A 24,064-nucleotide genomic window follows, 5' to 3' on the forward strand; every position below is an offset into this window, starting at 1 on the left:
CACGACGAGCGGCCGGGGGCCGCGGGGAGTGGCGCCGCCCGGGGGGGGCGGTCCTCCTAGTACCAGTTGTGGGCCTGCCAGAACGACCAGGCACCACAGGGGCTGCCGTAGCGGCTGTTCATGTAGCTGACGCCCCACTTGATCTGGGTGGCCGGGTTGGTGCGCCAGTCGGCACCGGCCGAGGCCATCTTGGAGCCGGGCAGGGCCTGGACCAGACCGTAGGCGCCGGAGCTGCTGTTGGTCGCGGTGTAGTCCCAGCCGCTCTCGCGCTTCACGATCTGGCTGAAGCACTGGAACTGGGCGTCGTTGCCGACGATCTGCCGGGCCGTGTCCTGGACGGAACCGGGGCTGACCGAGACGGGGGGCGCGCTGTTGTCCACCGCGGACATCGCCGACCGCGCCTTGGAGCGGTTGGCGGCGGCGTCGGCGGCGGCACGCTGGTCGGCGGCGGCCTTGGCGGCCTTGTCCGCGTCGGCCTTGGCCTGGGCGTCGGCCTTCGCCTGGGCGTCCGCGGCGGCCTTCTGGCGCGCGGCCTCCTCGGCGGCCTTCTGCTCGGCGGCAGCCTTGGCGGCGGCGTCGGCGGAGGCCTGCTGGGCGGTCGCCTGCTGGCCGATGTTGTCACTTGCGGCCTGTGCCTGGGAGCCAGAGGGGACTTCGGCGAGCAGGGTCGCGCCGGCGACGTCGACCGTCTGCGCAGCCTTGACCTCGCTGCCCGAGGCCATACCCACGACGGCACCGACAGCGGTGACCGCGGTGGCAGAGGCCACAGCAACTCCCCGGACCGAGATCCGAGTCACATGGATTCCTTCCAGCATCGCCCACGCGTGACCGTGCGGACGCAACATGCCCCTTGGCACGGACCTCCGCAGGTGCTCTGGTCACGGGAGGTACTGGCCCGGCGTCCGGTCGGAATGAGGCGACCGGGCGTTGGAATCGGGCGGCGTACGGCTCAACGGTCTTCAATTGTGTGTCCACCGACCGGAGTTGGCGGACCTTCCCGGGCCGAGCCTCCAACGAGCGGAAGCCCTGCCGCGCCGTACGCGGGGCCTGACAGAACCCACACCATGCCGCACCGGGCACTGTCGACGCAATTCCCGCCTGCGTGGCGCATGTCACATTCACCGTACGGAAGTTCTTCGGACAGAAAGCACTCGATGTGATGAAAGGGACGGGGCCCGCTCCGTCAGGAACGGGCCCCGCGCCGCAAGTTGAACCTATTGTCCGACTATGTACCGTTCAGGGGCGGTTCACGGGTTGATGTCCTCCAGCATCTCCGTGACCAGCGCCGCGATCGGCGACCGCTCCGAGCGGGTGAGCGTGATGTGCGCGAAGAGCGGATGCCCCTTCAACTTCTCCACCACCGCGACCACGCCGTCGTACCGGCCGACCCGGAGGTTGTCCCGCTGCGCAACGTCGTGGGTGAGCACCACCCGCGAACCCTGGCCGATCCGGGACAGCACCGTCAGCAGGACGTTCCGCTCCAGCGACTGGGCCTCGTCCACGATCACGAAGGCGTCGTGCAGCGAACGCCCCCGGATGTGGGTCAGCGGCAGCACCTCCAGCATCCCGCGGCCGATGACCTCCTCGATCACGTCCGGGGTGGTGACCGCCGAGAGGGTGTCGAAGACCGCCTGGGCCCAGGGGCCCATCTTCTCCGCCTCGCTGCCGGGCAGGTAGCCGAGCTCCTGGCCGCCGACCGCGTACAGCGGCCGAAAGACCATCACCTTGCGGTGCTGCCTCCGCTCCAGCACCGCCTCCAGCCCGGCGCACAGCGCCAGCGCCGACTTGCCCGTCCCGGCCCGGCCGCCCATCGACACGATGCCGATGTCCGGATCGAGCAGCAGGTCCAGCGCCACCCGCTGCTCGGCGCTGCGCCCGCGCAGCCCGAACGCCTCGCGCTCGCCGCGCACCAATCGGACCCGCCCGTCCCCGGTGACCCGGCCGAGTGCCCGGCCGCGCTCCGAGGTGAGCACCAGCCCGGTGTGCACCGGGAGCTCCTCGACCCCGTCGATGTCCACCGCGGCGTCGTGGCCGGCCGCGAACAGCGCGTCGACCTGCTCGGCCCCGACGTGCAGTTCGGACATGCCCGTCCAGCCGGAGGTGATCGCCAGCTCCGCCCGGTACTCCTCCGCGAGCAGGCCCACCGAGCTGGCCTTGATCCGCAGCGGCAGGTCCTTGGAGACGACGGTGACGTCGTAGCCCTCGGCCTGGAGGTTGCGGGCGACCGCCAGGATCCTGGTGTCCGCCTCGCCGCCGCCCGCCCGGTAGCCGGCCGGCAGTATCGAGACGTCCGAGTGGTTGAGCTCGACCCGGATCGTCCCGCCCAGTTCGCCCACCGGGATCGGCTCGTCGAGCCGGCCGTGGTGGATGCGGTAGTCGTCGAGCAGGCGCAGCGCCTGGCGGGCGAAGTAGCCCAGCTCGGGGTGGTGGCGCTTGGCCTCCAGCTCGGTGACGACCACCACCGGGAGGACGACCTCGTGCTCCTCGAAGCGGGTCATGGCGAGCGGATCCGCCAGGAGCACGCTGGTGTCGAGAACGTACGTGCGCCGGTCTGGCGTCCGGCGGCTCTTGGAACTGACCACTAGGCCTCCAGAGCGGATGACCCTGCGTCATCCGCGGCAAGCCGGCCCCCGCTGCCCCGGTGGCCTCGGGACCGGACTGACTGGAGTATTCCCAGGCGGGGAGCGGTGCATTCGCGCCCCCGGCGAACTGACGGATCATTGCCGGTGAACGTTTGGCCTCGCGCGCGGCCCGGGTAGGCCAGGCCTACGGCGGTCATTTCGCCCGGAGGCGCGGCCGAGGGGCCCGGATCAGAGGCCGAGCCGCCGGTTCCGCTGCTCGAAGGCGCGCAGCGCGCGCAGGAAGTCGACCTTGCGGAAGGCCGGCCAGTACGCCTCGCAGAAGTAGAACTCGCTGTGGGCGCTCTGCCAGAGCAGGAATCCGGACAGCCGCTGCTCGCCCGAGGTGCGGATGATCAGGTCCGGGTCGGGCTGGTTGGCCGTGTAGAGGTGCTCGGAGATGTGCTCGACGGTCAGGATCTCGGCCAGTTCCTCGATCGGGGTGCCGCGCCCGGCGTGCTCCTGGAGCAGCGAGCGGACGGCGTCGGCGATCTCGTGCCGTCCGCCGTAGCCGACCGCGACGTTGACGGTGATGCCGTCGATCCCGGCGGTCTCCTCGGCGGCGCGCTTGAGCACGTCGGCGGTGTGCTGGGGGAGCAGGTCCAGCGCGCCGACCGGGTTGACCCGCCAGCGGCGGGCGGCGGCCAGGCCGGTGACGGCGTCCTCGATGATGCCGAGCAGCGGGACCAGCTCGTCGGCGGGGCGGTCCAGGTTGTCGGTGGAGAGCATCCACAGGGTGACGACCTTGACGTGGGTCTCGTCGCACCAGCCGAGGAACTCGCTGATCTTGTCGGCGCCGCGCTGGTGGCCGTACGCGGTGGAACCGCCGGCGGCCTTGGCCCAGCGGCGGTTGCCGTCCAGGATCACGCCGATGTGGTGCGGGGTGCGCGCGAGGTGGACCTCGACCCGTCGGCCGTAGAGCCCGTACATCCCGCCCAGCAGGGTGCGCAGCCCCGGCGTCCGTTCGGCGACATCGCGCAGACCCATGGTTTCCCGGCCCCTCCGTACTCGTTCGGACTGGTGCGTCACCGCCCCGGCGCAGCCTACTCCCGCGCGCAGGCACGCGGTAAAGCCGCAGGTAGCGGTCTGGTCACGGTCCTGTACGAAGTCTGTCGCGACGGGTGTGTCAGGGCCTGCGGGGCGGTGTGCCCGGGGTGGACACGGAACGGTCTCCGATTCCTTAAGGGAGCCGTAAACCGGTTGTCACGTCCTTGACGACCGGCAATGGTCTAGTCCAGCTTTTGACCCGAGGCGGAACGAAACAATCCCGCCCCCGGAGTCACCCGCGGACCTCCCCTCCCCCACACGCGGCCGCCGCGCCCCCCACCGCGGCGGCCGCTCCTCCCCCAGGAGCGTCACCCCATGGCCCGTACCCCGCAGCAGCCCGCGCACCGGCGCCGGCGCAGCCCCCTGCCGGCCCTCGCGGCCGGCGCCACCGCCCTCGCCCTGGCCGGCGGCGGCCTCGCCCTCTTCGCCGGCGGCGCCAGCGCGGCGGACGGCAACCTGGTCACCAACGGCGGCTTCGAGAGCGGACTGGCCGGCTGGTCCTGCACCGGCGGCGCGGCCGCGGTGTCCGCGCCGGTCCACTCCGGCACCGGTGCGCTGCAGGCCACCCCGGGCGCGGGCGACACCGCGGAGTGCACCCAGACCATCAGCGTGCTGCCCAACACCAGCTACACCCTGAGCGCCTGGGTGCAGGGCCCGTACGTCTACCTCGGTGCGCGCGGCACCGGCGGGACGGACCCGTCCACCTGGTCGAACCAGAACAGCTGGAACCAGCTGACCAGCACCTTCACCACCGGGGCGAACGCCACCAGCGTCACCGTCTACCTGCACGGCTGGTACGGGCAGAGCGCCTACCTCGCCGACGACGTCGCACTGGTCGGCCCGGGCGGCACCTCCACGCCGTCCCCGACAGCCACTCCCACCCCGACCCCGACGCCGACGGCCACCCCGACCGCCACGGCGACCCCGACCCCGACCGGGACGCCGACCCCGACCCCCACCGCGACGCCCACCCCCACGGCCACGCCGACCCCGACCCCGACCCCGACCGGCACCACCCCGCCGGCCACCGGCCTGCCGGCCCACGCGGTCACCGGCTACTGGCAGAACTTCGACAACGGCTCGACCCCGCAGCGCCTGGGCGACGTGCAGAGCGCGTACGACATCATCGCGGTCTCCTTCGCCGACGCCGTGCCGACCCGGACCGGCGCGATCAGCTTCACCCTGGACCCGGCCCTGTCCAAGGCGCTCGGCGGCTACACCGACGCCCAGTTCCGCGCCGACATCAAGGCCAAGCAGGCGGCCGGCAAGAAGGTCGTCCTCTCCATCGGCGGCCAGAACGGCGCGATCACCGTCGGCGACGCCACCGCCGGGGCGAACTTCGCCGACAGCGCCTACGCGATCATCAAGGACTACGGCTTCGACGGCGTCGACGTCGACCTGGAGAACGGCGTCCAGGCTGGCCCGCTCGGCGCCGCGCTGCACTCGCTGCAGGCCAAGGTCGGCCCCGGCTTCGTGCTGACCATGGCCCCCGAGACCATCGGGATGTACAGCACCGCCGGCGCCTACTTCCAGCTGGCGCTGGCCACCAAGGACATCCTGACCGTCGTCAACACCCAGTTCTACAACTCGGGCGGCATGAACGGCTGCGACGGCAAGGTCTACAACCAGGGCACGATCGACTTCATCACCTCGCAGGTCTGCACCCACATCCAGGGCGGCCTGCGGCCCGACCAGGTCGGCATCGGCGTCCCGGCCTCCGGCAAGGCGGCCGGCGGCGGCTACGTCGACCCGTCGGTGGTGAACAACGCGCTCAACTGCCTGGCCACCGGCAACAACTGCGGCAGCTTCGTGCCGCCGGCCAAGTGGCCCACCATCCGGGGCGCGATGACCTGGTCCACCAACTGGGACGCCAACAACGGCAACGCCTTCTCCAACACGGTCGGCCCGTTCGTCCACAAGATGCCCTGAGGCACTCGGCCCAACTCCCCACGGCGCGCCACTCCTTGAGGGTGGGGCCGGCGCGCCGACGGCGGGGCCCGTCGTACCGGTCCGGTACGGCGGGCCCTTCCGCTACCGCGTGAGCACCGCGGTGAGCGCGCCGAGCAGCAGGAAGGGGCCGACCGGGACCTCCAGTCCGCGCCACGGGCGACGGCGGACCAGCAGGGCGGCGACCCGCAGGGTGCCCCACAGGCCGGCGAGCACCACCGCAGCGGCCAGCCCGCCGATCGCGACCCACCAGCCGTACCAGCCCAGCAGCCCGCCCAGGGCGAGCCCGAGCGGCGAGTCACCGGGGCCCAACGCGCCGATCTGGACGGCCACTTCGAGCAGCGCGCCGACCGCCAGCGCGACCAGCAGGCAGCGCAGCAGCACCCCCGGGCGCCCCTCGGCCAGGGCCGCCACCGCCAGCAGCACGGCCACCCCGGCCAGCAACGGCCCGGTCAACCGGTACGGCAGCCGGCGCACCCGGGCGTCGGTGAAGCCGAGCGCCACCCCGAGCGCGCCCGCCCAGGCGAGCGCCGCCGCCTGCGGGCCGTCCGCCGCGCAGGCGACCGCGACCGCGACCGCCGCGGCGACCGCCTCCACCGCCCCCGGGCCGGCCCCCAGCCGCTCCCGGCAGCCCGGGCAGCGACCGGTCGGCGGCAGCAGCCGCCCCACCGGGCGACCGCACAACGGGCAGGCCTCGCACCACGGTTCGCCCTCGGGCACGGCGAACCGGGCGACCAGCGCGCGCAGCGCGGGAGCCACCAGGAGAGCGACCAGCACCGCTCCGGCCACGACCGTCACCACCGGCACTCCCCGCTTCCCCGTCGACTTCTCCCGGCCGGCCCCTCCCCGACGGCTTCTCCCCGCCGACCGGCCGACCGACCGGCCCCATCTTCCCGCCCAGGGCGGACGGCCGGTGTGCCGTCCGTCTCGTTCCGGCGAAGAATCCACCGCAGAGATCGACGGCGTTCCTCGCATACACGAGCATTACGGACATTCGGGCAGCGGTTTGGAAGGCCGTTCGACACCCCCGCCTGGCGATCCAAGGAGGCCCTTCCGACCCCGGCGAGCCGTCTCCCCGGACACCCGGCACCGGGCCCCGGCGTGCCCCTAAAGTAGGCAGGCATGCAGGTCATCCAGTCCAGCAAGCTCGCCAACGTCTGCTACGACATCCGCGGCCCGGTGCTCGACGAGGCGATGCGGCTGGAGGAACAGGGCCACCGCATCCTCAAGCTCAACACCGGCAACCCGGCCACCTTCGGTTTCGAGGCGCCCCCGGAGATCCTCCAGGACATCCTGCGCAACCTCGCGAACGCGCACGGGTACGGCGACTCCAAGGGCCTGCTCTCGGCCCGCCGCGCCGTGGTGATGCACTACGAGGACCGCGGCCTGCACGGCCTCTCGGTCGACGACGTCTTCCTCGGCAACGGCGTCTCCGAGCTGATCCAGCTCGCCATGACCGCGCTGCTGGACGACGGCGACGAGGTGCTCGTCCCCGCGCCGGACTACCCGCTGTGGACGGCCTCGGTCTCGCTGGCCGGCGGCACCGCGGTGCACTACCGCTGCGACGAGCAGTCCGAGTGGTACCCGGACCTCGCCGACATCGAGGCCAAGGTCACCGACCGGACCAGGGCCATCGTGGTGATCAACCCGAACAACCCGACCGGCGCGGTCTACCCGCGCGAGGTACTGGAGGGCATCGCCGAGATCGCCCGCCGGCACCAGCTGGTGGTCTACGCGGACGAGATCTACGACAAGATCCTCTACGACGACGCCGAGCACGTCCCGCTGGCCACCCTGGCCCCGGACCTCTTCTGCGTCACCTTCAACGGACTGTCCAAGGCCTACCGGGTCGCGGGCTTCCGCTCCGGCTGGATGGTGCTCTCCGGCGACCGGCAGCGCGCCCGCAGCTACATCGAGGGCCTGACCGTGCTCGCCTCGATGCGGCTGTGCGCCAACATGCCGGCCCAGCACGCGGTGGCCGCCGCGCTCGGCGGACGGCAGTCGATCAAGGACCTGCTGCTGCCCGGCGGCCGGCTGCTCGCCTCCCGCGACGCCGCGTACGAGCTGCTCAACCAGATCCCCGGCGTGAGCTGCGTCAAGCCGAAGGGCGCGCTGTACGCCTTCCCCCGGCTGGACCCGAAGGTCTACAAGATCAAGGACGACGCCCAGATGGTGCTCGACCTGCTGCGCTCCCAGCGGATCCTGCTGGTCCAGGGCACCGGCTTCAACTGGCCCGAGCCGGACCACTTCCGGCTGGTCACGCTGCCGCGGCCGGAGGAGATCACCGACGCGGTGACCAGGATCGGCGACTTCCTCAGCGGCTACACCCAGCCCTGACCCGCCCTGACCCGCCCTGCCGACGGGGGAACCCGCGGGGAGGCACGCGGGGAGGCACGCGGGAAAACACTACGGCCGGAGTCCCGGGCCCGGGTGGTCTCCTTGGTCGGGGAAAGACCACCCGGCGGAACTCCGGCCGTCCTGCCACTCGGTCGGCGCGCGGTTCGTGCCGCGCGCCGACCTCTCGCTCGGCTGAGGCTCAGGCTCAGCCGAGGCGCGCGACCAGGCTCCGGTACTCGTCCCACAGCTCCTTCGGGGTGTGGTCGCCGAACAGCTCCAGGTGGGCCGGCACCAGCGCGGCCTCCTGGCGCCAGATGTCGGCGTCCACGGTGAAGAGCAGGTCGAGGTCCTCCTCGGACAGCTTGAGGTCACCCAGGTCGAAGCCCTCGACCTTCGGCAGCACGCCGATCGGGGTCTCGACGCCGTCGGCGGTGCCCTCCAGGCGCTCGACGATCCACTTGAGCACGCGGCTGTTCTCGCCGTAGCCGGGCCAGACGAACTTGCCCTCGGTGTTCTTGCGGAACCAGTTGACGTAGTAGATCTTCGGCAGCTTGGCGGCGTCCGCCTGGGCGCCGACCTCCAGCCAGTGGGCGAAGTAGTCGCCCATGTTGTAGCCGCAGAACGGCAGCATCGCGAACGGGTCGCGGCGCAGCTCGCCGACGGTGCCCTCGGCGGCGGCGGTCTTCTCGGAGGCGATGTTGGCGCCCAGGAAGACGCCGTGCTGCCAGTCGAAGGACTCGGTGACCAGCGGGACGGCGGTGGCCCGGCGGCCGCCGAACAGGATCGCCGAGATCGGCACGCCCGCCTGGTCCTCCCACTCGGGGGCGATGGTCGGGCACTGCGCGGCCGGGACGGCGAAGCGGGCGTTCGGGTGGGCGGCGGGGGTGCCGGACTCGGGGGTCCAGTCGTTGCCGCGCCAGTCGGTGAGGTGCGCCGGGGGCTCCTCGGTCAGGCCCTCCCACCACACGTCGCCGTCGTCGGTGAGGGCGACGTTGGTGAAGACGGTGTTGCCCCAGAGGGTGTCGATGGCGTTGGCGTTGGTGTCCACGCCGGTGCCGGGGGCGACACCGAAGAAGCCGGCCTCGGGGTTGATCGCGTAGAGGCGGCCGTCCGCGCCGAAGCGCATCCAGGCGATGTCGTCGCCGATGGTCTCGACCTTCCAGCCCGGGATGGTCGGCTGGAGCATGGCCAGGTTGGTCTTGCCGCAGGCCGACGGGAAGGCGGCCGCGACGTACTTGACCTCACCGGACGGCGGGGTGAGCTTGAGGATGAGCATGTGCTCGGCCAGCCAGCCCTCGTCGCGGGCCATGGTCGAGGCGATGCGCAGCGCGTAGCACTTCTTGCCGAGCAGGGCGTTGCCGCCGTAGCCGGAGCCGAAGGACCAGATCTCCCTGGTCTCCGGGAAGTGCGAGATGTACTTGGTGCTGTTGCAGGGCCACGGCACGTCCGCCTCGCCCTCGGCGAGCGGGGCGCCGACGGTGTGCACGGCCTTGACGAAGTCCCCGTCCTCGCCGAGCTGCTCCAGCACGGCCTTGCCCATGCGGGTCATCACGCGCATCGACACCGCGACGTAGGCGGAGTCGGTGATCTCGACGCCGTACGCGGCCAGCGGGGAGCCGACCGGGCCCATCGAGAAGGGCACGACGTACATCGTGCGGCCCTTCATCGCGCCGCGGAACAGTCCCTGCTCGCCCTGGAAGACCTCGCGCATCTCGGCGGGGGCCTTCCAGTGGTTGGTCGGTCCGGCGTCCTTCTCCTGCTCGGAACAGATGAAGGTGCGGTCCTCCACGCGCGCGACGTCGGACGGGTCCGAGGCGGCGTAGTAGGAGTTGGGGCGCTTCTCCTCGTTCAGCTTCTTGAAGGTGCCCTGAGCCACCAGCAGGTCCGCGAGGCGGTGGTACTCCTCGTCGGAACCGTCGCACCACTCGATGCGGTCCGGCTGGGTGAGCTCAGCGATCTCGCTCACCCAAGCGAGCAGCTGCTTGTGGCGGGTGGGCGCGGATGCGCTGAGAGCAGAGATCTCGTACGACACGATCGCTCCGTTTCACGCCGTCCCGGCGGGGAGACGGCGTAGCGGGGGTCTGAGGGTGCTTGCAGCGTAGACCCGGCTCCTGGCCTCCAACGCGGCACTGAGGCGAAATTGACGCATCTTTTACTACAGTAAGTACGATTACCGGCCAGTAGCCCGCCACTCTCGTCCGGGCCGGAGTGCGCGGCGCCACACTCCGATTGCTCCAAAACGTCCAAGAGTGACGAGCACCACTTCCTTACGCGTCAGTAACCTACGGTGGCGTAGGTAGCAGGTAGCATGCTGCCCATGACTGCTGCTGCGCTCGCGGAGAGCACTGGGGAGGACCCGGCCGAGCGCCGGGAGGACAAGCCGAAGTGGCGCGGCTGGCTGCACGCCGGGATGTTCCCCGCCACCGTCGCCGCCGGGATCGTGCTGATCTGCCTGGCCGACTCCACACCGGCCAAGATCGCCTGCGCGGTCTACTCGGTCAGCGCCTGGCTGCTGTTCGGCGTCAGCGCGGTCTACCACCGCTTCGACTGGGGCCCGCGTGGGGACGCCGTGCTCCGACGGCTGGACCACGCGAACATCTTCCTGATCATCGCGGGCACCTACACGCCGTTCACGATCCTGCTGCTCAACGGCGCCGACCAGCAGATACTGCTCTGGGTCGCCTGGGGCGGGGCGCTCGCCGGGATCGCCTTCCGGGTGTTCTGGGTCGGCGCGCCGCGCTGGCTGTACACCCCCGTGTACATCGCGCTGGGCTGGGCCGCCGCCTTCTTCCTGCCGGACTTCCTGCGCACCGGCGGGGTCGCCGTCCTGGTGCTGATGATCGTCGGCGGGGTGCTCTACAGCATCGGCGGCGTGGTGTACGGGCTCAAGCGGCCCAACCCCTCACCGCGCTGGTTCGGCTTCCACGAGGTGTTCCACGCCTTCACCCTCGGAGCCTTCATCGTCCAGTACGTCGGCGTCTCACTGGTGGCGTACAGCGCGGCCGGCTGAACCCGGCGCACCCCGACGGGCGGTCGTCCGGTCCGTGGACCGGTTGGCCGCCCGTTCGGCCGTCCAGGGCCGCTCGTACCCGGTGCGGCCCTGCGGGCGGCGCGGGTACGGCGGGTGGTCGGCGGCGCCCTGCTCCGGATCCGGCTCCGACTCCGGGCCGACCGCGTGCTGCGACTGCGCCCGCTGCACCTGTTGCGTCTGCTGCGACTGTGCCCGCTGCGCCTGCCGCGTCTGCTGCGTCTGCTGCGTCTGCTGCGTCTGCTGCGTCTGCGACCGTGACCGCCCGGGGCGCACCGCCGCCACGGACTCCGGCAGCACCGACCCGGCCGCCGCCCCGACCCGACCGCGCGCCTGCCGCTCGTCCAGCGCCTCCCGGGCCCGGCGACAGCGCTCGCAGTGCGCGGCGTCCGGGATGCCGCGCCGCGGCCGGTGCCCGGCCCGGGACGGCCGCCGGTGCGTCGCCTGCCAGCGCCGGCCGACGTACACCATGACCAGCAGCGTCTCGATCCCGGCGACCACGAGCACCAGGGGCGCCCCGTTGATCAGGTAGGCCGCGACCACGGCCAGCGCGGAACCCACCACCACGGCCGCGCTCCACACTTGGGCACGCGCCTGCCTGTCGTCACTGTCGGCCACTTCGGCTCCCCTTTCCCGGCGCCGGGCTCGTGGTCGGCTCCTGCCGCCCCACCCCTTCTCCGCTCTCGGCACGCGTCCGGCCAGCACTGACCGATTGCCACATGGTATCTACCGACAGTCACCCGGAGCCGCCCCGGGGCGGCGAACGACAGATCAACGTTGCGTCAATTCCTTGTGCGGAAGCAGCACTTCCAGGACACACCACGGAGAGTGATCGGATCGTCACACCGCTTTCGAATTGACGGTCGGCCTCTTTTGAGAGTTACTGTCATTTGACAGAAGCTTTCTCGAACCGCAGTCCCTGGAGGTCGCCGTGCCCGCCGACCCGCGCCGCTGGCTCGCCCTGGTCGCCGTCGCCCTGAGCGTCCTGGTGATCAGCTTCGACATGACGATCCTCAACGTCGCCCTGCCCACCCTGGCCTCGCAGCTGCAGGCCACCACCGGGCAGCAGCAGTGGATCGTCGACGCCTACACCGTGGTCTTCGCCGCCGCGATGCTCCCGGCCGGCCTGCTCGGCGACCGCATCGGCCGCCGCCGCACGCTCACCGTCGGCCTCGCCCTGTTCGGACTCGCCTCCGCCGTCGGCATGCTCACCGACTCGCCCGGCACCCTGATCGCCGCCCGCGCCGCGATGGGCCTGGCCGCCGCCCTGGTCATGCCGATGTCGCTGGCGGTCATCCCCGGGATCTTCCCGGCCGGCGAACGCCGCCGGGCCACCGCGATCCTCTCCGCCGCGATCGCCGGCGGCGCCCCGCTCGGGCCGCTGATCGGCGGCCTGCTGCTCCAGCACTTCTGGTGGGGCTCGGTCTTCGCCGTCAACGTCCCGCTCACCGTGCTCGGCATGGCCGCCTGCCTCCTGCTGCTGCCCGAGACCCGCAACCCCGCCGCGCCCCGGATCGACCTGCCCGCGACCGCCCTCGCCGCCACTGGCCTCGGCGCGCTCACCTACGGCATCATCGAGGGCTCCGACCGCGGCTGGGCCGACCTCCTGGTACTCACCACCCTGACCGGCTCGGTGGTGCTGCTCACCGCCCTGGTGCTGCGCAGCCGCCGCCGGAGCGACCCGATGCTCGACCTCGCCCTGCTCGCCGACCCGACCTTCCGCTGGTCCTCGGTCGCCGCCACCCTGATCTCACTCGTCCTGTTCGGCGCCTTCTTCGTCCTGCCGCTCTACTTCCAGAGCGTGCTCGGCACCGACGCCCTCGGCTCCGGACTACGGCTGATGCCCATGATGCTCGGCCTGCTCGTCGCCGCCCGGCTCAGCGAACGGCTGGTGACGCGGCTCGGCGCCCGCGCCGTGATCACCCTCGGCCTGGCCCTGCTCGCCGCCGCCCTGCTGTTCGGCAGCCGCACCGGCAGCGCCGACGGGTACGGGCGGGCCGCGCTCTGGCTCACCGTCCTCGGCCTCGGCATGGGCCTGGCCCTGATCACCGCCCAGGGCTCCGCCCTGATCACCCTGCCGCCCGCCCGGGCCGGCGTCGGCTCCGGACTGCTCCAGACCCTGCGGCAGGTCGGCGGCGCGATCGGGATCGCCGTCTTCGGCAGCCTGCTGGCCGGGTCCTACCGGGGCGCGCTGGACACCGGCGGGCTCCCCGCCGAGGCGGCGCACCGGGCCGGGGCGTCGGTGGTCGCCGCCGACGCCGTCGCCCGGGAGAGCGGGCGGCCGGCGCTCGCCGCCGCGGCACACGTGGCGTACGTACACGGGATGGGGCTGGTCCTGCTGGTCGCCGGGCTGGTCGCGGCGTTCTCGGCGGTCCTGGTCGCGGCCCGGATGCCGGCCGGGGAACCCACCCGGGACACCCCCGCCGACCGGCCCGAACCCGCCACCGCCGGAGATCGCCGATAATCGGGGCCATGAAGACCGAGCAGCCGACCGCGGCCCTCCCGGACGCCCCGACCAACCCGGTCCAGGCACTGCTGGAGGCGCCGCTGTCGCTGCGCGAGCGGAAGAAGTTGAAGACCCGGCAGACCGTGCGCCGCGAGGCCTACCGCCTCTTCGCCGAGCAGGGCTACGAGAACACCACGGTCGAGCAGATCGCCGCCGCCGCCGAGATCTCCCCCTCCACCCTCTTCCGGTACTTCGCCACCAAGGAGGACCTCGTCCTGACCGACGAGTACGACCCGGCGATGATCGCCGCCCTGCTCGCCCGGCCGGCCGACGAACCCTTCCTGCGGTCCTGCCGGGAGGCCCTCATCGGCCTGATCCGCGCCCTGCTCCAGCACGAACGCCAGGAACTGCTGACCCGGATGCGGCTGGTCACCGAGGTCCCCGCGCTGCGCGCCGGACTGTTCCGGACCGGCAACAGCCCGCACGAGCTCTACCTCTCCGTCCTCACCCGGCGGGCGGGCGTCGAGCACCCCACGTACGAGATGCGGGTCACGGCCGCCGCCATCGGCGCCGCCACCGCCGAGGCCGTGCTCCAGTGGGCCGCGCAGGACGGCCGGGAGGACATCGCCGACCTGGTCGACCGCACCTTCGCGCTGCTGGAGAGCGGCTTCGCCGGGGTGTGAGCACACGGTGACGTGACGGGGCCCGGCTCGGTCGAGAGCCGGGCCCCGTCGCGGTCTCTCTCAGCGGTTGACCCGCCTGCGCCGCAGTACCGCGCCGCCGCCCACCAGCGCGGTGGCACCGAGCGCGGCGACCGCCGTCACGGCCGGCAGCGCCGAGCCGCCGACCGTCGCGGATGCCCCGGATGCCGCGACCGGGGCTGCTGCTCCTGCCCCCGCGGCGTTCACCTCGTAGCCGCCGCCCTGGCCCTCCCGGTCGTACGCCGAGCCGGGCAGCTTGTCCCCGTACCGCTGGTGCACCAGCTGCTGGTACCCGGCCAGCGACACCCCGCCCGCGCCCACCGAGCGCCGGGCCTCGTCGTCCAGCGGCAGCACCCGGCCGTCCCGCAGCACGTACCAGGCGTTGACCTGCGGCTCCCGGAAGGCCGTACCGCCGCCGCTGCCGGCCGCCTTCGCCGCGTAGTCGCTCTCGTCACCGCCGGAGGCGATGTTGACGACCCGCCAGGAGTCGCCCTGGCGGACCGTCCAGACCGAGGCGCTCTGCCCGTCCGCCGCGACCACCTTGCTCGCCGTGAACTCGGCCTTCGCCACCGGTGCGCCCGGGGTGCCGGACACGAAACCGGCGTCCAGGGTGTAGACCGGCACGGTGTCCCCGGCCAGGCGGGGCGCCGCGTCGCTCGCCGCTTTCGCCTCCTCGGCGGCGCCGATGGTCAGTTGCCGGGTCGGCGGGACGCCCTTGCGGGCGAAGAAGTGGCCCACCTTGTCGAGCACCGCCGGGTCCTGGACGGCGCTGCGGGCCCCGGCCAGGTCGGCGGCGGGCACCGGTGCGGGTGCGCCGGGCGCGTCGGGTGCGCCGGGTACGTCGGCCTGCGCGGCCGGGGCGAGCGCCAGCGCGAGGCCGGCGGCGAGCAGGAGGGTGACGGCGGCCCGGCGGGCCGTACTGAGCTCGGTCATGGTCGTCCTCACGCGCCGATCCGGTACAGGGAGTGGGTCCAGGAGAACGTGTTGTTGTTCACGTAGTACGAGTAGTCCGCCCAGTTGTAGCGGTAGTTGGACGGCCACGGGTCGCCCCAGTAGACCCAGTTGTTGCCGGTGTCGTACCCGTACAGGACGTGCATGTGCCCGCCGCCCGAGCTCCACTGGATGCGCGTCTCGATCGGACGGTTGGCGTCCACCTCGGACTGCACGGTGGTGTAGCGCAGGTACCCGGTGACGTACGAACCCGGGTTGATGCCGACCCAGTCCAACCCGTTCTGCACGTCGGCCAGCGAGGCCTGGCTGTTCGGGCAGCTGGAGTCGACCGAGCGGCCGAACGCGGCGTTGCAGAACTGGTTCTGGCTGTAGTTGTAGCCGAACCAGGTGGCGATGGTGTTCCCGCTCGCCGCCCAGCACCAGTTGGTCTGCTGTTGCTGCTGCATGGTGATGTTGAGCTTCTTGAACGTGCCGGCCAGATCGGCCGTGCTGCCGGGCGCCGCCGCCGGGCGGGCCTGGTGCGCGGCCCGGTGGAGGGCGGGGGCGGGGGCGGCCGTGGGGGTGGCCGCCGCCGGGGTGCTCACCGCGGCGGTCAGCGCCGGGCCCAGCACGCCCAGGGCCAGCAGCGAGACCGCGCGGCGCAGCCGTATCCGTGGAACTGGCATGGGGGAATGCCTCCTTGCACGAGTGGAGCGAGGTGCTGTGTGGGGGCGCGGTCCGGATCGCGCCCCGAGCATCGCGCCGCACTCCGGGCCCGGTCAACGGCCCCGGACCGGCCCCGACCGCGGTGTGAACGGGCCCGCGCGGATGTGAACCGCAGCCGGGAAACCCCGGCGCGAGCTGCCCGGACCGGTGACAAACCGCCGCCCGGATGTGAATATTCACGGTCAAAACCCGGAACCCGGTCCGCGCCCGCCAGGAGGCCGCCATCCACCGAAGCGACCCAGCCGACCTCGCCGCCGCCCTGCGCACCGGCCCGTTCCACCTCGCCCTGCGCACCGCCATCGCCACCCGCGGCCTCGCCCTGCACCGCATCCGCCGCCACCTCGCCCTGCGCGGCGTCAACGTCGGCCTCACCAGCCTCAGTTACTGGCAACAGGGGCGCCGCCGGCCCGAACGCCCCGAATCACTACGCGCCGTCGCCGCCCTCGAAGACGTCCTCGACCTCCCCGAACACTCCCTCACCCGGCTCCTCGGCCCCCGCCGCACCGCCGCGGCCGCCGGACCCCCCGTCCGCCCCTACCGCGACCTGATCTCCCCACCCACCGCCGTCGACGGCCTGCTCGCCGTCCTCGCCGGCCCCCGCGACACCGGCCTGCACACCATCACCCACATCGAACGCATCCGCGTCGGCCCCGACCGCCAACTCACCCGCCGCGACTCCCAACACGCCCTGCGCGCCCACCGCGACGGCATCGACCGCTACCTCGCCCTCCACCAGGGCGACCCCGGCAGCGACACCGCCCTCGTCGGCGTCCGCGCCGAGGAGAACTGCCGCCCCGGCCGCATCCGCCGCGACCAGACCCACCACCTCCTCGCCGCCGAACTCCTCCTCGACCGCCGCCTGCGCGCCGGCGACACCCACCTCCTCGGCTACGGCTTCGACGACGCCCCCTCCCCCACCCCCAGCTGCGAGTACGTCCGCGGCTTCAACTCCGGCGCCGGCCAGTACGTCCTCCAGATCACCTTCCACCCCACCGCCCTCCCCGTCCGCTGCCACCGCATCGCCCTCCACTCCCCCGGCGCACCCCCCTACGAGACGGAGGAACTCACCCTCGACGGCCACCACTGCGTCCACCTGGTCGCCACGGCGATCCGCCCGTGCATCCTGGGGATCCGCTGGGACTGGGAGTGAGGCTCAGTGCGACCAGTACGGGTCGTAGAGGAGAGCGATGTCCGCTGGGGTCCTGGCGAGCGGGGACAGGGGCTCGTACTCATGGGCGGGCTGGTACAGAACCCCGCCGATATCGGCGCGGAGCACCACCCGGTAGGAAGAAGGATCATCCTGGGTTTCATAGGCGTCGAGCGTCAGATAGACCTCGCCTCCGACGTCCGCCACGCCTCCTAGCGTGTGGAGCTCCTCGTTCCGCTCGACCACGCGGCTTCCGAGCCCGTGCCACACCTGCGTGACCTGGTCCATCAAGGCCGACAACTTGGCCCGCGAGACAACGGTCCGCGCCCGGATGATCTCGGTGACGTCCGACCCCATACTCGGTTCGCCGTCCCAGAGATGATGCTCCCTGTCCACCTCGAAGTCGGCGCCCGCATAAGTGAGGGAAGGTGAGATCCCCTCCATGGTGGCGCGAAGGGCCTGGTCGATCCGGCCCTTCGCAGTGCCCGTCCCCACCCTGCCCGATCGGTCGGCCAACGCCAGGGGGCCGTACCCGTTGACGAACAGCACCGCTTCGGCGGCCGCCAGGACGACGAGCGACAGGACGATCGCACCGGCCGCCTTCCAGCGCTTCGTCATCGGCCCGCCGTCAGGTGCACGTCCTCGGGCCTGCCCGCGACGATCGCGCCGACGTTGCCGAGGGAGGGTCCGCCGGTCTCCGGGGCCAGGTACTTGGTGTGCATCCCGAAGTCCAGAAAACTCCACGGCTTGCTCCAACCGTCGACGGTGAAGCGCTTCGCGCCGAAGGAGTCGCTCGCCGGGTCCCTCCCGTACCAGAGGTCGTGCGGATCTGCTCCGACCAGTCCACCGAAGGGCCACGGGACCGCTTGGTTCTTCGGGGAGGGGATCTGGGTGACCGGGTCGTTTCCGGCCGCGCCCGCCCACACCCGGCCGGCCGGCATCCCCAGATCCGAAGCGTGCTTCGCCCCGACACCAGGGCTACCGATGATCACCACGTCATCCGGCCGCGAGTAGTTGCCCTGATGGGAGGCCATCCATGTGGCCTGTCCGACGACGAGCGAGCCGTAGCTGTGTCCGATCGACGTGATGTGCGGGCTCTGGCCACTCGCGTTGGTCGCCCGGAGACCGGTGACGAACCTCGCGTAGTCGGGGGCACCCTTCACCGCCCGCTCGGCCGTGGTCGCGTTGATGTCGACATCCGGCGGGTCGTAACCGAGCCAGACAACGGAGGCCACCGATCCACCGGGCTTGACCTTCTTGTTGGCCTCCCGCCAGACGTTCAGCGCGTTCTCCGCCTCGTTGTTGCCGGGCGTGGTGCCAGGCTGCGCCTTTCCGAGCGAGTCGGGTGTGGTGGTGATCCCGGGAACGTAGGACGAGATGTCGGTCGCGGTGTCGGGGTTTCCGAAGGAGAGGATCGCCCGGCCCTGGCCTTCCGTGCCGATGCCGATCAAGTACGTGTGCGGCCGACCGTCCTGCGCTTGGGAGTCCTGCCGTAGACGCTCCCAAACTGGCTTGAGCTTCTCGTACTCCGCCCGCTCTTCCTTCGTCAGGTCCGTCTTGCCCCGGAGCTCGGTCATCCGCCGGTCCAGGAAGTCCCGGTTGACCCTGTCCCGCACCTCCGCCGGGATCCCGTCCAGGTTCCCGATGTTCTCCGGATGGTGGTCGATGAACCACTGGCGGCCGTCCGGCCCGAGGTTGTTCCACCAGCTGTTGACCTCCGTCGGAGGCGCCCCCACGGCCGGCATGTCCCTCAGGTACGGCGCCGCCGGGCCGCTCGCCGCCTTCTGGTCGGCCTCGGCGACGGCGAGGGTCAGCCCCGACTTGCCGGTGGCGTGCTGGGTGAAGCCGTTGAGCAGTCCGGCCAGTGTCCGGTCGGCCGTGCTCGCCTCGGTGATGGCCGCGCCGATCCGCTTGGAGATGTCGTCGGCCGCCGCCTTCTGCTTCGCCTCCTGGCCCGCGTCGGCCGGGCCGCTCGACGCGGGCCAGCTCACCGTCCCGTCGTCGCTGACCGTCAGGCCCTTGGCGCCGGCGTCCACGACGGCCTGCCGGAGCTTCGACTGGGCGAGCGTGAAGAGGTCCGCGTAGTCCCGCAGGGTCTGGCCGATCGCGGCCAGTTCGGTTTCCGCGGCGCGCAGTTGGGTGGTTGTGGCGTCCAGGGAGGGGATCGCGGCGTCGGCGGCCGGTCCGCTCCAGCCGGAGCCGTGGACCCGGTCGGTGGTGCCGCTCTTCCAGTCCGCGGCGTGCTGGGTGTACGCCTTGTGCAGTGCGTCGAACGCGTCCCCCGCCGCGTGCAGGTCGGCCGGCTTGGCGTTCTTCACGCTCGCGAAGTCGAGGCGGCCCGCTGCCGCCTTCTGCTCCGGATCAGTCATGAGTGTTCCCCCCGCTACTCGGCGCTACCATAGCCGACTACTGCCGCATCGAAACCGGGGGGACATGATGGCGGACAGCGCGGGATTCACCGTCAAACCAGGCGAGTTGACCGCCGCCGGGAACAATGCGCTGACGGTTGCCGGGAAGGTCCCCGAGGAGACGGCGAAGCTCGCGGAGCCGAGCGCCACGGCCGCCGGGAGCCTGGCCGGGTGGCAGAGCGGGGCGGCGCTGACGGGGTGCGGCAGTGCGTGGAAGGCCTTGCTGGACGGGCTCGCCACCGACATGAAGACCGCCGGGGGCCATCTGATCACCTGCGCGCACGACTACCAGAACACCGACCACCGGAACGCCGATCACCTGCCGCCACCGGCCGCGACGGCGGCGGCCCACGACCCCTTCGAGACGAAGGTGGTCGGGGTGGCCGGCGTCCATCTCACCAGGGACGCGTAACTCCGTTACGGCGTCCGGAAGTCCACCACCAGGCAGTCCTCCACCGGCCGGTAGCCGATCTGCTGGTAGATGGAGTTGCTGGTCGGGTTGGCGAGGTCGGTGTAGAGCAGCACCTCCTGCGCCCCCAGGTCGAGCGCGTGGGCGGAGGCGGCCGCGGTGACGGCGCTGGCGTAGCCGCGGCCGCGGCGGTCGGCGGGGGTGTAGACCGGGCCGATGCGGGACATTCCGGCGAGCACGGGGCTGGCGCCGGCCAGGGCGACCGGGGTGCCCGCGTCCTCCCAGAGGTGGAGGCTGCCGGAGGCCAGCTTGTCGTCCACCGCCCGGGCCACGTCGGAGGGGGCGATCTCGACTTCGCGCAGGAACTCCTCGTACCAGCGGATCGCCAGTTCCCGGTCGGCCGGTCCGGCGAGCCGGGGCCGGCCGGCGGGTGGGCGCGGCGGGTCGGTGAGCCGGCCGAGCCGGTAGAGCCGCTCCTCGACCCGGACGAAGTGGTCGATGCCGGTGGCGGCCGTCCAGGCCTCGGCGAAGGCGCGGACCGATTCGGCCCCGCCGCCGACTCCGGCGACCTCGGTGAATCCAGGGCCGGCCTCGGCCAGTCGGACCGCCAGCTCGGCGGCCAGGGCCGGTGGCATGGCGGAGAGCCTGGGGGCGAACGGCGGGGTCTGCAGGAAGGCGCCTTCGACCGGGCCGCCCGGCGCGGCCTGCCACCAGCCGAAGACCGGCGGGAGCTCCCCGAAGGCGTCGAGGCCTGATCCGGCGAGCCGGTGGGCGACGGTGAGCAGGACGGTGTTCTCGGCCGGGCGGGTGGCCAGGAAATCGCCCGCGTGGCGGCGGAAGTCGTCGAGCGAGGTGCTGAGCGTCCAGGTCATGGCCCATCCTCACCCCGCTCGACGCCCGCACGCCAACGGTTATTCGCCCACGACTATTCGCCCACGGCCACGACGGCGCCGAGCCGCTCGCCGAGCACCGCCGGATCGGTGGTGGGCACCTCGCAGGCGAAGTGCCGGCAGACGTACGCCGCGGGCGCGCCGCCGACCAGCGGGCGGTCGGCCAGCAGCGGCACCTCGGCGGCGGCCTCGCCCGGCTCGCCGACCGCGACGACGGCGCCGGGCGCCGTCCCGAGCAGGGCGGCCCGGCGCAGCGCCGCGGTGGCCGGGTGGTCGGCCGGGCCGACGACGGCGACCTCGCGCGGCCCGTCGAGCAGGGCTTCGGCGACGGCGAGGCCCCAGCCGATGAACCGGGGGGCCCGGCCGGCCAGGGCGCCGACGATGCCGAGGGCGCGTTCGGCGGCGGTGCGGTGCCGTTCGGAGCCGGTGTACGCGGCGTAGCCGAGGAGGGCGCCGGCGGCGGCGGTCCAGCCGGAGGGGGTGGCGTTGTCGGTCGGGTCCTGGGGGCGGCGGATGAGTTCCTCGGCGTCGTCGGCGGTGTCGTAGAGGGCGCCGGAGTCCTCGTCGGTGAAGTGCTTGAGCACGGTGTCGAGCAGGCCGCCCGCCAGTTGGAGCCATTCCGCCTCGCCGGTGACGGCGTAGAGGGCGAGGAAGCCCTCGGCGGTGTCGGCGTAGTCCTCCAGGACGCCGGCGTTGGTGCCGGGGCGGCCGTCCCGGGAGGTGCGCAGCAACCGGCCGTCGGGGGTGAGGTGGACGGCGAGCAGCAGGTCGGCGGCGCGTTCGGCGGCCTCGACGAGGTCGGGGCGCTCCAGCAGGGCGCCGGTCTCGGCGAGGGCGGCGATGGCGAGGCCGTTCCAGGCGGCGACCACCTTGTCGTCGCGGGCGGGTGCGGGCCGGGTCGCCCGGGCCTGGAGCAGCCGCTGCCGGATCTCCTCGTACTCGGCGAAGTCCACCGGATCGGTGAGGAGTTGGAGCACGGAGGTGCCGTGTTCGAAGGTGCCGTCGGCGGTGACGGTGAACAGCCGGGCGGCGGTGGCCGCGTCGGCCGGGCCGAGCAGGTCGACCAACTGGCCGGGCTCCCACACGTAGTAGGCGCCCTCGGCGGAGGCGCCGGTCTCCTCGTCGAGGCTGTCGGCGTCCAGCGCGGACGCGAACGCGCCTTCGGGCGTGCGGAGTTCGCGTAGCAGGAAGTCGGCCGTGGACAGCGCGACCCGGCGGGCGAGCGCGGAGCCGGTGGCCCGCCACAGGTGCAGGTAGGCGCGCAGCAGCAGGGCGTTGTCGTACAGCATCTTCTCGAAGTGCGGCACCACCCAGCCGGCGTCCACGGCGTAGCGGGCGAAGCCGCCGCCGAGCTGGTCGTGGATGCCGCCGCGGGCCATCGCCTCGGCGGTGCGGACGGCCATCTCCAGGGCGGCCTCGGAGCCGGTCCGGGCGTGGTGGCGGAGCAGGAACTCGATCACCATGGCCGGGGGGAACTTGGGGGCCCCGCCGAAGCCGCCACGGGCCTGGTCGAACTCCCGGCTGAGGGTGACCAGCGCCTGGTGCAGGTCGGCGTCGGCGGGCGGGTGGTGGGCGCCCGCCGAGTAGACGGCGGCGCGCTCGGCGAGGTCGGCCCGGATCCGCGCGGCGACCTCGCCGACCTCCTGCCGCCGGTCCCGCCAGGCCGCGTCCACGCCCTCCAGCACCTGCCGGAAGGACGGCATCCCGTGCCGCGGGGCGGGCGGGAAGTAGGTGCCGAAGTAGAACGGCTCCTTACCCGGCGTGAGGAAGACCGTCATCGGCCACCCACCCTGCCCGGTCGCCGCCTGCACGGCCTCCATGTACACCGCGTCGACGTCCGGCCGCTCCTCCCGGTCCACCTTGACCGCGACGAACCGCTCGTTCAGGTACCCGGCGAGCTCCGCGTCCTCGAAGCTCTCGTGCGCCATCACATGACACCAGTGACAGGCCGCATAGCCGACGCTCAGCAGCACCGGCACCCCCCGCCGCTCGGCCTCCGCGAAGGCCTCCGGCCCCCAGGGCCACCAGTCGACCGGATTGTCGGCGTGCTGCAGCAGGTACGGCGAGGTCGCGTCCGCGAGACGGTTCGGCATGGCCCCCATCCTCCCGCACGACGGGCCCCGCAGGCGTCAGGCCGCCCCGCCGGGCCGGCTTCCCCCGGGGCCGGGCCGGCGGGCGTCGCGCCCTCGCCCGGGGCCGTGGGGCCCCGGACGGGAGGGGCTACTCCTTGGGGGCTTCCGGCTCCTCCGTGAAGTTGACCTTCTTGAACTGGCGGTTCATCGACTTGGCCAGGAACCACGTCGCCACGCCGAGGGCGGCGAAGACGACGAAGCCGAGGAGACCGGGGGTGACCTTGGCGTCGTCGACGGCGAGGTCAGCGGCGAGGTGGACGAGGTTCACGGGGGCGCTCATATCTCTATGGTGGCCCGGCTCACGCCGAGCCGGGCCGTCGGGGGTGGGTCAGTCGCGCGCGTCGGCGGCCTCGGCCGCCAGGGTGGGGGTGCGCAGTCCGGCGAACAGGTCGTCCTCCGGGAGGTCCACGTCGATCAGGGTACGGGCGAGCTCGTAGTCCTCGGTGGGCCAGACCTCGCGCTGGACGTCGAGCGGGACGCGGAACCACGGGCCGTCCGGGTCGATCTGGGTGGCGTGGGCGATCAGCGCGCGGTCGCGGGTCTCGAACCAGTCGTCGCAGCGCACCCGGGTGGTGATCTCGCGCTCCTGGCGGCCGCTCTTCTCCCACCCCGCGATCCACTCGCCGTACGGGGAGTCGTGCCCGTGCTCGGTGAGGTACTGGTGCAGGGCGCGAATGCGGCCCATCGGGAAGCCGTGGTTGTAGTAGAGCTTGAGCGGCTGCCAGGGCTCGCCGGCCTCGGGGTAGGCGTCCGGGTCGCCGGCGGCGTCGAAGGCCAGCATGGTGATCTTGTGGGTCATGATGTGGTCCGGGTGCGGGTAGCCGCCGTTCTCGTCGTAGGTCGTGATGACCTGCGGCTTGAACTCCCGGATCAGCCGGACCAGCGGCTCGGCCGCCTCTTTGACGTCCTCCAGGGCGAAGCAGCCCTCGGGCAGCGGGGGCAGCGGGTCGCCCTCCGGCAAGCCGGAGTCCACGAAGCCCAGCCAGGCCTGCTTGACGCCGAGGATCGCCCGCGCCTCGTCCATCTCCTTGCGGCGCACCTCGTGGATGTTCTCCTCGACGTACGGGTCCCCCTGCAGCTTGGGGTTGAGGACCGACCCGCGCTCGCCCCCCGTGCAGGTGGCCACGAGCACGTCCACACCCTGCTCGACGTACATGGCCATGGTGGCCGCGCCCTTGCTGGACTCGTCGTCCGGGTGGGCGTGCACCGCCATCAGTCGCAACTGCTCAGTCAACGCCTTGCGTTCCTTCCACATCGTCGGGCGTTCCGCGAAGACCGGTCTGCCCACCGTACGAACC

General features: G+C 72.4%; 21 protein-coding genes. 7 read left to right on the forward strand and 14 right to left on the reverse strand.

Annotated features, from left to right (window positions below):
• Nucleotides 1-56: 56 nt before the first annotated feature.
• The 3 genes from ACFV8H_RS32665 to ACFV8H_RS32675 all read right to left on the reverse strand — a co-directional run bounded on the left by ACFV8H_RS32665 (nucleotide 57) and on the right by ACFV8H_RS32675 (nucleotide 3,605).
• On the reverse strand, nucleotides 57-815 hold the full coding sequence (locus ACFV8H_RS32665) for a transglycosylase SLT domain-containing protein (protein WP_380407194.1): 759 nt from the start codon (nucleotides 813-815) through the stop codon (nucleotides 57-59).
• Nucleotides 816-1,247: 432 nt separating this feature from the next.
• The gene (locus tag ACFV8H_RS32670) at nucleotides 1,248-2,582 is read right to left on the reverse strand and encodes a PhoH family protein (RefSeq protein WP_380407196.1); all 1,335 of its coding nucleotides are present in this window, start codon (nucleotides 2,580-2,582) and stop codon (nucleotides 1,248-1,250) included.
• A gap of 228 nt (nucleotides 2,583-2,810) precedes the next feature.
• Nucleotides 2,811-3,605: an isoprenyl transferase gene (locus tag ACFV8H_RS32675; protein ID WP_375884604.1), complete on the reverse strand. Its 795-nt coding sequence runs from the start codon at nucleotides 3,603-3,605 to the stop codon at nucleotides 2,811-2,813.
• Nucleotides 3,606-3,980: 375 nt separating this feature from the next.
• Here ACFV8H_RS32675 and ACFV8H_RS32680 point away from each other — a divergent pair, with 375 nt between their 5' ends.
• Entirely contained in the window at nucleotides 3,981-5,594 is a 1,614-nt protein-coding gene (locus ACFV8H_RS32680; protein WP_380407198.1) for a chitinase, read from the forward strand.
• 102 nt (nucleotides 5,595-5,696) lie between these two features.
• Here ACFV8H_RS32680 and ACFV8H_RS32685 read toward each other — a convergent pair whose 3' ends face one another.
• A complete protein-coding gene (locus ACFV8H_RS32685) occupies nucleotides 5,697-6,413 on the reverse strand; it encodes a prepilin peptidase (RefSeq protein ID WP_380407200.1) in 717 nt (238 codons plus the stop codon).
• A 321-nt stretch (nucleotides 6,414-6,734) separates the two neighbouring features.
• Here ACFV8H_RS32685 and ACFV8H_RS32690 point away from each other — a divergent pair, with 321 nt between their 5' ends.
• Nucleotides 6,735-7,949, forward strand: coding sequence for a pyridoxal phosphate-dependent aminotransferase (locus ACFV8H_RS32690; protein WP_375884597.1), 1,215 nt, complete (start codon nucleotides 6,735-6,737; stop codon nucleotides 7,947-7,949).
• A gap of 205 nt (nucleotides 7,950-8,154) precedes the next feature.
• Here ACFV8H_RS32690 and ACFV8H_RS32695 read toward each other — a convergent pair whose 3' ends face one another.
• The gene (locus ACFV8H_RS32695) at nucleotides 8,155-9,981 is read right to left on the reverse strand and encodes a phosphoenolpyruvate carboxykinase (GTP) (protein WP_380407202.1); all 1,827 of its coding nucleotides are present in this window, start codon (nucleotides 9,979-9,981) and stop codon (nucleotides 8,155-8,157) included.
• A 285-nt stretch (nucleotides 9,982-10,266) separates the two neighbouring features.
• On the opposite strand from ACFV8H_RS32695, the gene ACFV8H_RS32700 reads away from it, so the two are divergent.
• On the forward strand, nucleotides 10,267-10,959 hold the full coding sequence (locus ACFV8H_RS32700) for a hemolysin III family protein (protein ID WP_375884593.1): 693 nt from the start codon (nucleotides 10,267-10,269) through the stop codon (nucleotides 10,957-10,959).
• Here ACFV8H_RS32700 and ACFV8H_RS32705 read toward each other — a convergent pair.
• Nucleotides 10,930-11,595, reverse strand: a complete 666-nt coding sequence (locus ACFV8H_RS32705; protein ID WP_380407204.1) for a hypothetical protein — start codon at nucleotides 11,593-11,595, stop codon at nucleotides 10,930-10,932. The two genes, ACFV8H_RS32700 and ACFV8H_RS32705, sit on opposite strands and share 30 nt — an antisense overlap.
• 313 nt (nucleotides 11,596-11,908) lie before the next feature.
• Between ACFV8H_RS32705 and ACFV8H_RS32710 the strand changes: the two genes are divergently transcribed.
• Nucleotides 11,909-13,441, forward strand: coding sequence for an MFS transporter (locus tag ACFV8H_RS32710; RefSeq protein WP_380407206.1), 1,533 nt, complete (start codon nucleotides 11,909-11,911; stop codon nucleotides 13,439-13,441).
• Between the two features lie 8 nt (nucleotides 13,442-13,449).
• Nucleotides 13,450-14,106, forward strand: a complete 657-nt coding sequence (locus ACFV8H_RS32715) for a TetR/AcrR family transcriptional regulator (RefSeq protein ID WP_375884587.1) — start codon at nucleotides 13,450-13,452, stop codon at nucleotides 14,104-14,106.
• Nucleotides 14,107-14,166: 60 nt separating this feature from the next.
• Here ACFV8H_RS32715 and ACFV8H_RS32720 read toward each other — a convergent pair whose 3' ends face one another.
• Both ACFV8H_RS32720 and ACFV8H_RS32725 read right to left on the reverse strand, forming a co-directional pair.
• Nucleotides 14,167-15,057: a hypothetical protein gene (locus ACFV8H_RS32720; protein ID WP_380407208.1), complete on the reverse strand. Its 891-nt coding sequence runs from the start codon at nucleotides 15,055-15,057 to the stop codon at nucleotides 14,167-14,169.
• An 8-nt stretch (nucleotides 15,058-15,065) separates the two neighbouring features.
• Entirely contained in the window at nucleotides 15,066-15,740 is a 675-nt protein-coding gene (locus ACFV8H_RS32725) for a papain-like cysteine protease family protein (RefSeq protein ID WP_380407210.1), read from the reverse strand.
• A gap of 263 nt (nucleotides 15,741-16,003) precedes the next feature.
• On the opposite strand from ACFV8H_RS32725, the gene ACFV8H_RS32730 reads away from it, so the two are divergent.
• Nucleotides 16,004-16,930, forward strand: a complete 927-nt coding sequence (locus ACFV8H_RS32730; RefSeq protein ID WP_380407250.1) for a hypothetical protein — start codon at nucleotides 16,004-16,006, stop codon at nucleotides 16,928-16,930.
• Between the two features lie 3 nt (nucleotides 16,931-16,933).
• On the opposite strand, the gene ACFV8H_RS32735 is transcribed toward ACFV8H_RS32730, so the two are convergent.
• Nucleotides 16,934-17,545: a hypothetical protein gene (locus ACFV8H_RS32735; RefSeq protein WP_380407212.1), complete on the reverse strand. Its 612-nt coding sequence runs from the start codon at nucleotides 17,543-17,545 to the stop codon at nucleotides 16,934-16,936.
• Nucleotides 17,542-19,296, reverse strand: a complete 1,755-nt coding sequence (locus ACFV8H_RS32740) for an alpha/beta hydrolase (protein WP_380407214.1) — start codon at nucleotides 19,294-19,296, stop codon at nucleotides 17,542-17,544. The genes ACFV8H_RS32735 and ACFV8H_RS32740 overlap by 4 nt, the downstream gene beginning before the upstream one ends.
• Before the next feature lie 67 nt (nucleotides 19,297-19,363).
• Between ACFV8H_RS32740 and ACFV8H_RS32745 the strand changes: the two genes are divergently transcribed.
• The gene (locus ACFV8H_RS32745; RefSeq protein ID WP_380407216.1) at nucleotides 19,364-19,747 is read left to right on the forward strand and encodes a hypothetical protein; all 384 of its coding nucleotides are present in this window, start codon (nucleotides 19,364-19,366) and stop codon (nucleotides 19,745-19,747) included.
• 5 nt (nucleotides 19,748-19,752) lie between these two features.
• On the opposite strand, the gene ACFV8H_RS32750 is transcribed toward ACFV8H_RS32745, so the two are convergent.
• From ACFV8H_RS32750 to mca, 4 genes are all read right to left on the reverse strand, one after another.
• Nucleotides 19,753-20,616 carry a GNAT family N-acetyltransferase gene (locus ACFV8H_RS32750; RefSeq protein WP_380407218.1) on the reverse strand — a complete coding sequence of 288 codons (864 nt, stop codon included), beginning with the start codon at nucleotides 20,614-20,616 and terminating at the stop codon, nucleotides 19,753-19,755.
• Between the two features lie 53 nt (nucleotides 20,617-20,669).
• Entirely contained in the window at nucleotides 20,670-22,727 is a 2,058-nt protein-coding gene (locus tag ACFV8H_RS32755) for a thioredoxin domain-containing protein (RefSeq protein WP_380407220.1), read from the reverse strand.
• A 127-nt stretch (nucleotides 22,728-22,854) separates the two neighbouring features.
• On the reverse strand, nucleotides 22,855-23,046 hold the full coding sequence (locus ACFV8H_RS32760; protein ID WP_375884569.1) for a hypothetical protein: 192 nt from the start codon (nucleotides 23,044-23,046) through the stop codon (nucleotides 22,855-22,857).
• A 48-nt stretch (nucleotides 23,047-23,094) separates the two neighbouring features.
• Nucleotides 23,095-24,000 (reverse strand): mycothiol conjugate amidase Mca, encoded by a 906-nt coding sequence (gene mca, locus ACFV8H_RS32765; protein WP_380407222.1) that lies wholly within the window; start codon nucleotides 23,998-24,000, stop codon nucleotides 23,095-23,097.
• Nucleotides 24,001-24,064 lie beyond the last annotated feature (64 nt).

Source organism: Kitasatospora sp. NPDC059827, from assembly GCF_042731675.1.
Taxonomy (GTDB): Bacteria; Actinomycetota; Actinomycetes; order Streptomycetales; family Streptomycetaceae; genus Kitasatospora.

What these genes read in the sequence shown, in the direction of transcription:
- ACFV8H_RS32715 (WP_375884587.1), top strand. Translation starts at nt 13,450, where the DNA reads ATGAAGACCGAGCAGCCGACCGCGGCCCTCCCGGACGCCCCGACCAAC.
- ACFV8H_RS32755 (WP_380407220.1), bottom strand. Translation starts at nt 22,727, where the DNA reads ATGCCGAACCGTCTCGCGGACGCGACCTCGCCGTACCTGCTGCAGCAC.
- ACFV8H_RS32750 (WP_380407218.1), bottom strand. Translation starts at nt 20,616, where the DNA reads ATGACCTGGACGCTCAGCACCTCGCTCGACGACTTCCGCCGCCACGCG.
- ACFV8H_RS32665 (WP_380407194.1), bottom strand. Translation starts at nt 815, where the DNA reads ATGCTGGAAGGAATCCATGTGACTCGGATCTCGGTCCGGGGAGTTGCT.
- ACFV8H_RS32690 (WP_375884597.1), top strand. Translation starts at nt 6,735, where the DNA reads ATGCAGGTCATCCAGTCCAGCAAGCTCGCCAACGTCTGCTACGACATC.
- ACFV8H_RS32720 (WP_380407208.1), bottom strand. Translation starts at nt 15,057, where the DNA reads ATGACCGAGCTCAGTACGGCCCGCCGGGCCGCCGTCACCCTCCTGCTC.
- ACFV8H_RS32680 (WP_380407198.1), top strand. Translation starts at nt 3,981, where the DNA reads ATGGCCCGTACCCCGCAGCAGCCCGCGCACCGGCGCCGGCGCAGCCCC.
- ACFV8H_RS32745 (WP_380407216.1), top strand. Translation starts at nt 19,364, where the DNA reads ATGGCGGACAGCGCGGGATTCACCGTCAAACCAGGCGAGTTGACCGCC.
- ACFV8H_RS32740 (WP_380407214.1), bottom strand. Translation starts at nt 19,296, where the DNA reads ATGACTGATCCGGAGCAGAAGGCGGCAGCGGGCCGCCTCGACTTCGCG.
- ACFV8H_RS32700 (WP_375884593.1), top strand. Translation starts at nt 10,267, where the DNA reads ATGACTGCTGCTGCGCTCGCGGAGAGCACTGGGGAGGACCCGGCCGAG.
- ACFV8H_RS32725 (WP_380407210.1), bottom strand. Translation starts at nt 15,740, where the DNA reads ATGCCAGTTCCACGGATACGGCTGCGCCGCGCGGTCTCGCTGCTGGCC.
- ACFV8H_RS32760 (WP_375884569.1), bottom strand. Translation starts at nt 23,046, where the DNA reads ATGAGCGCCCCCGTGAACCTCGTCCACCTCGCCGCTGACCTCGCCGTC.
- ACFV8H_RS32675 (WP_375884604.1), bottom strand. Translation starts at nt 3,605, where the DNA reads ATGGGTCTGCGCGATGTCGCCGAACGGACGCCGGGGCTGCGCACCCTG.
- ACFV8H_RS32735 (WP_380407212.1), bottom strand. Translation starts at nt 17,545, where the DNA reads ATGACGAAGCGCTGGAAGGCGGCCGGTGCGATCGTCCTGTCGCTCGTC.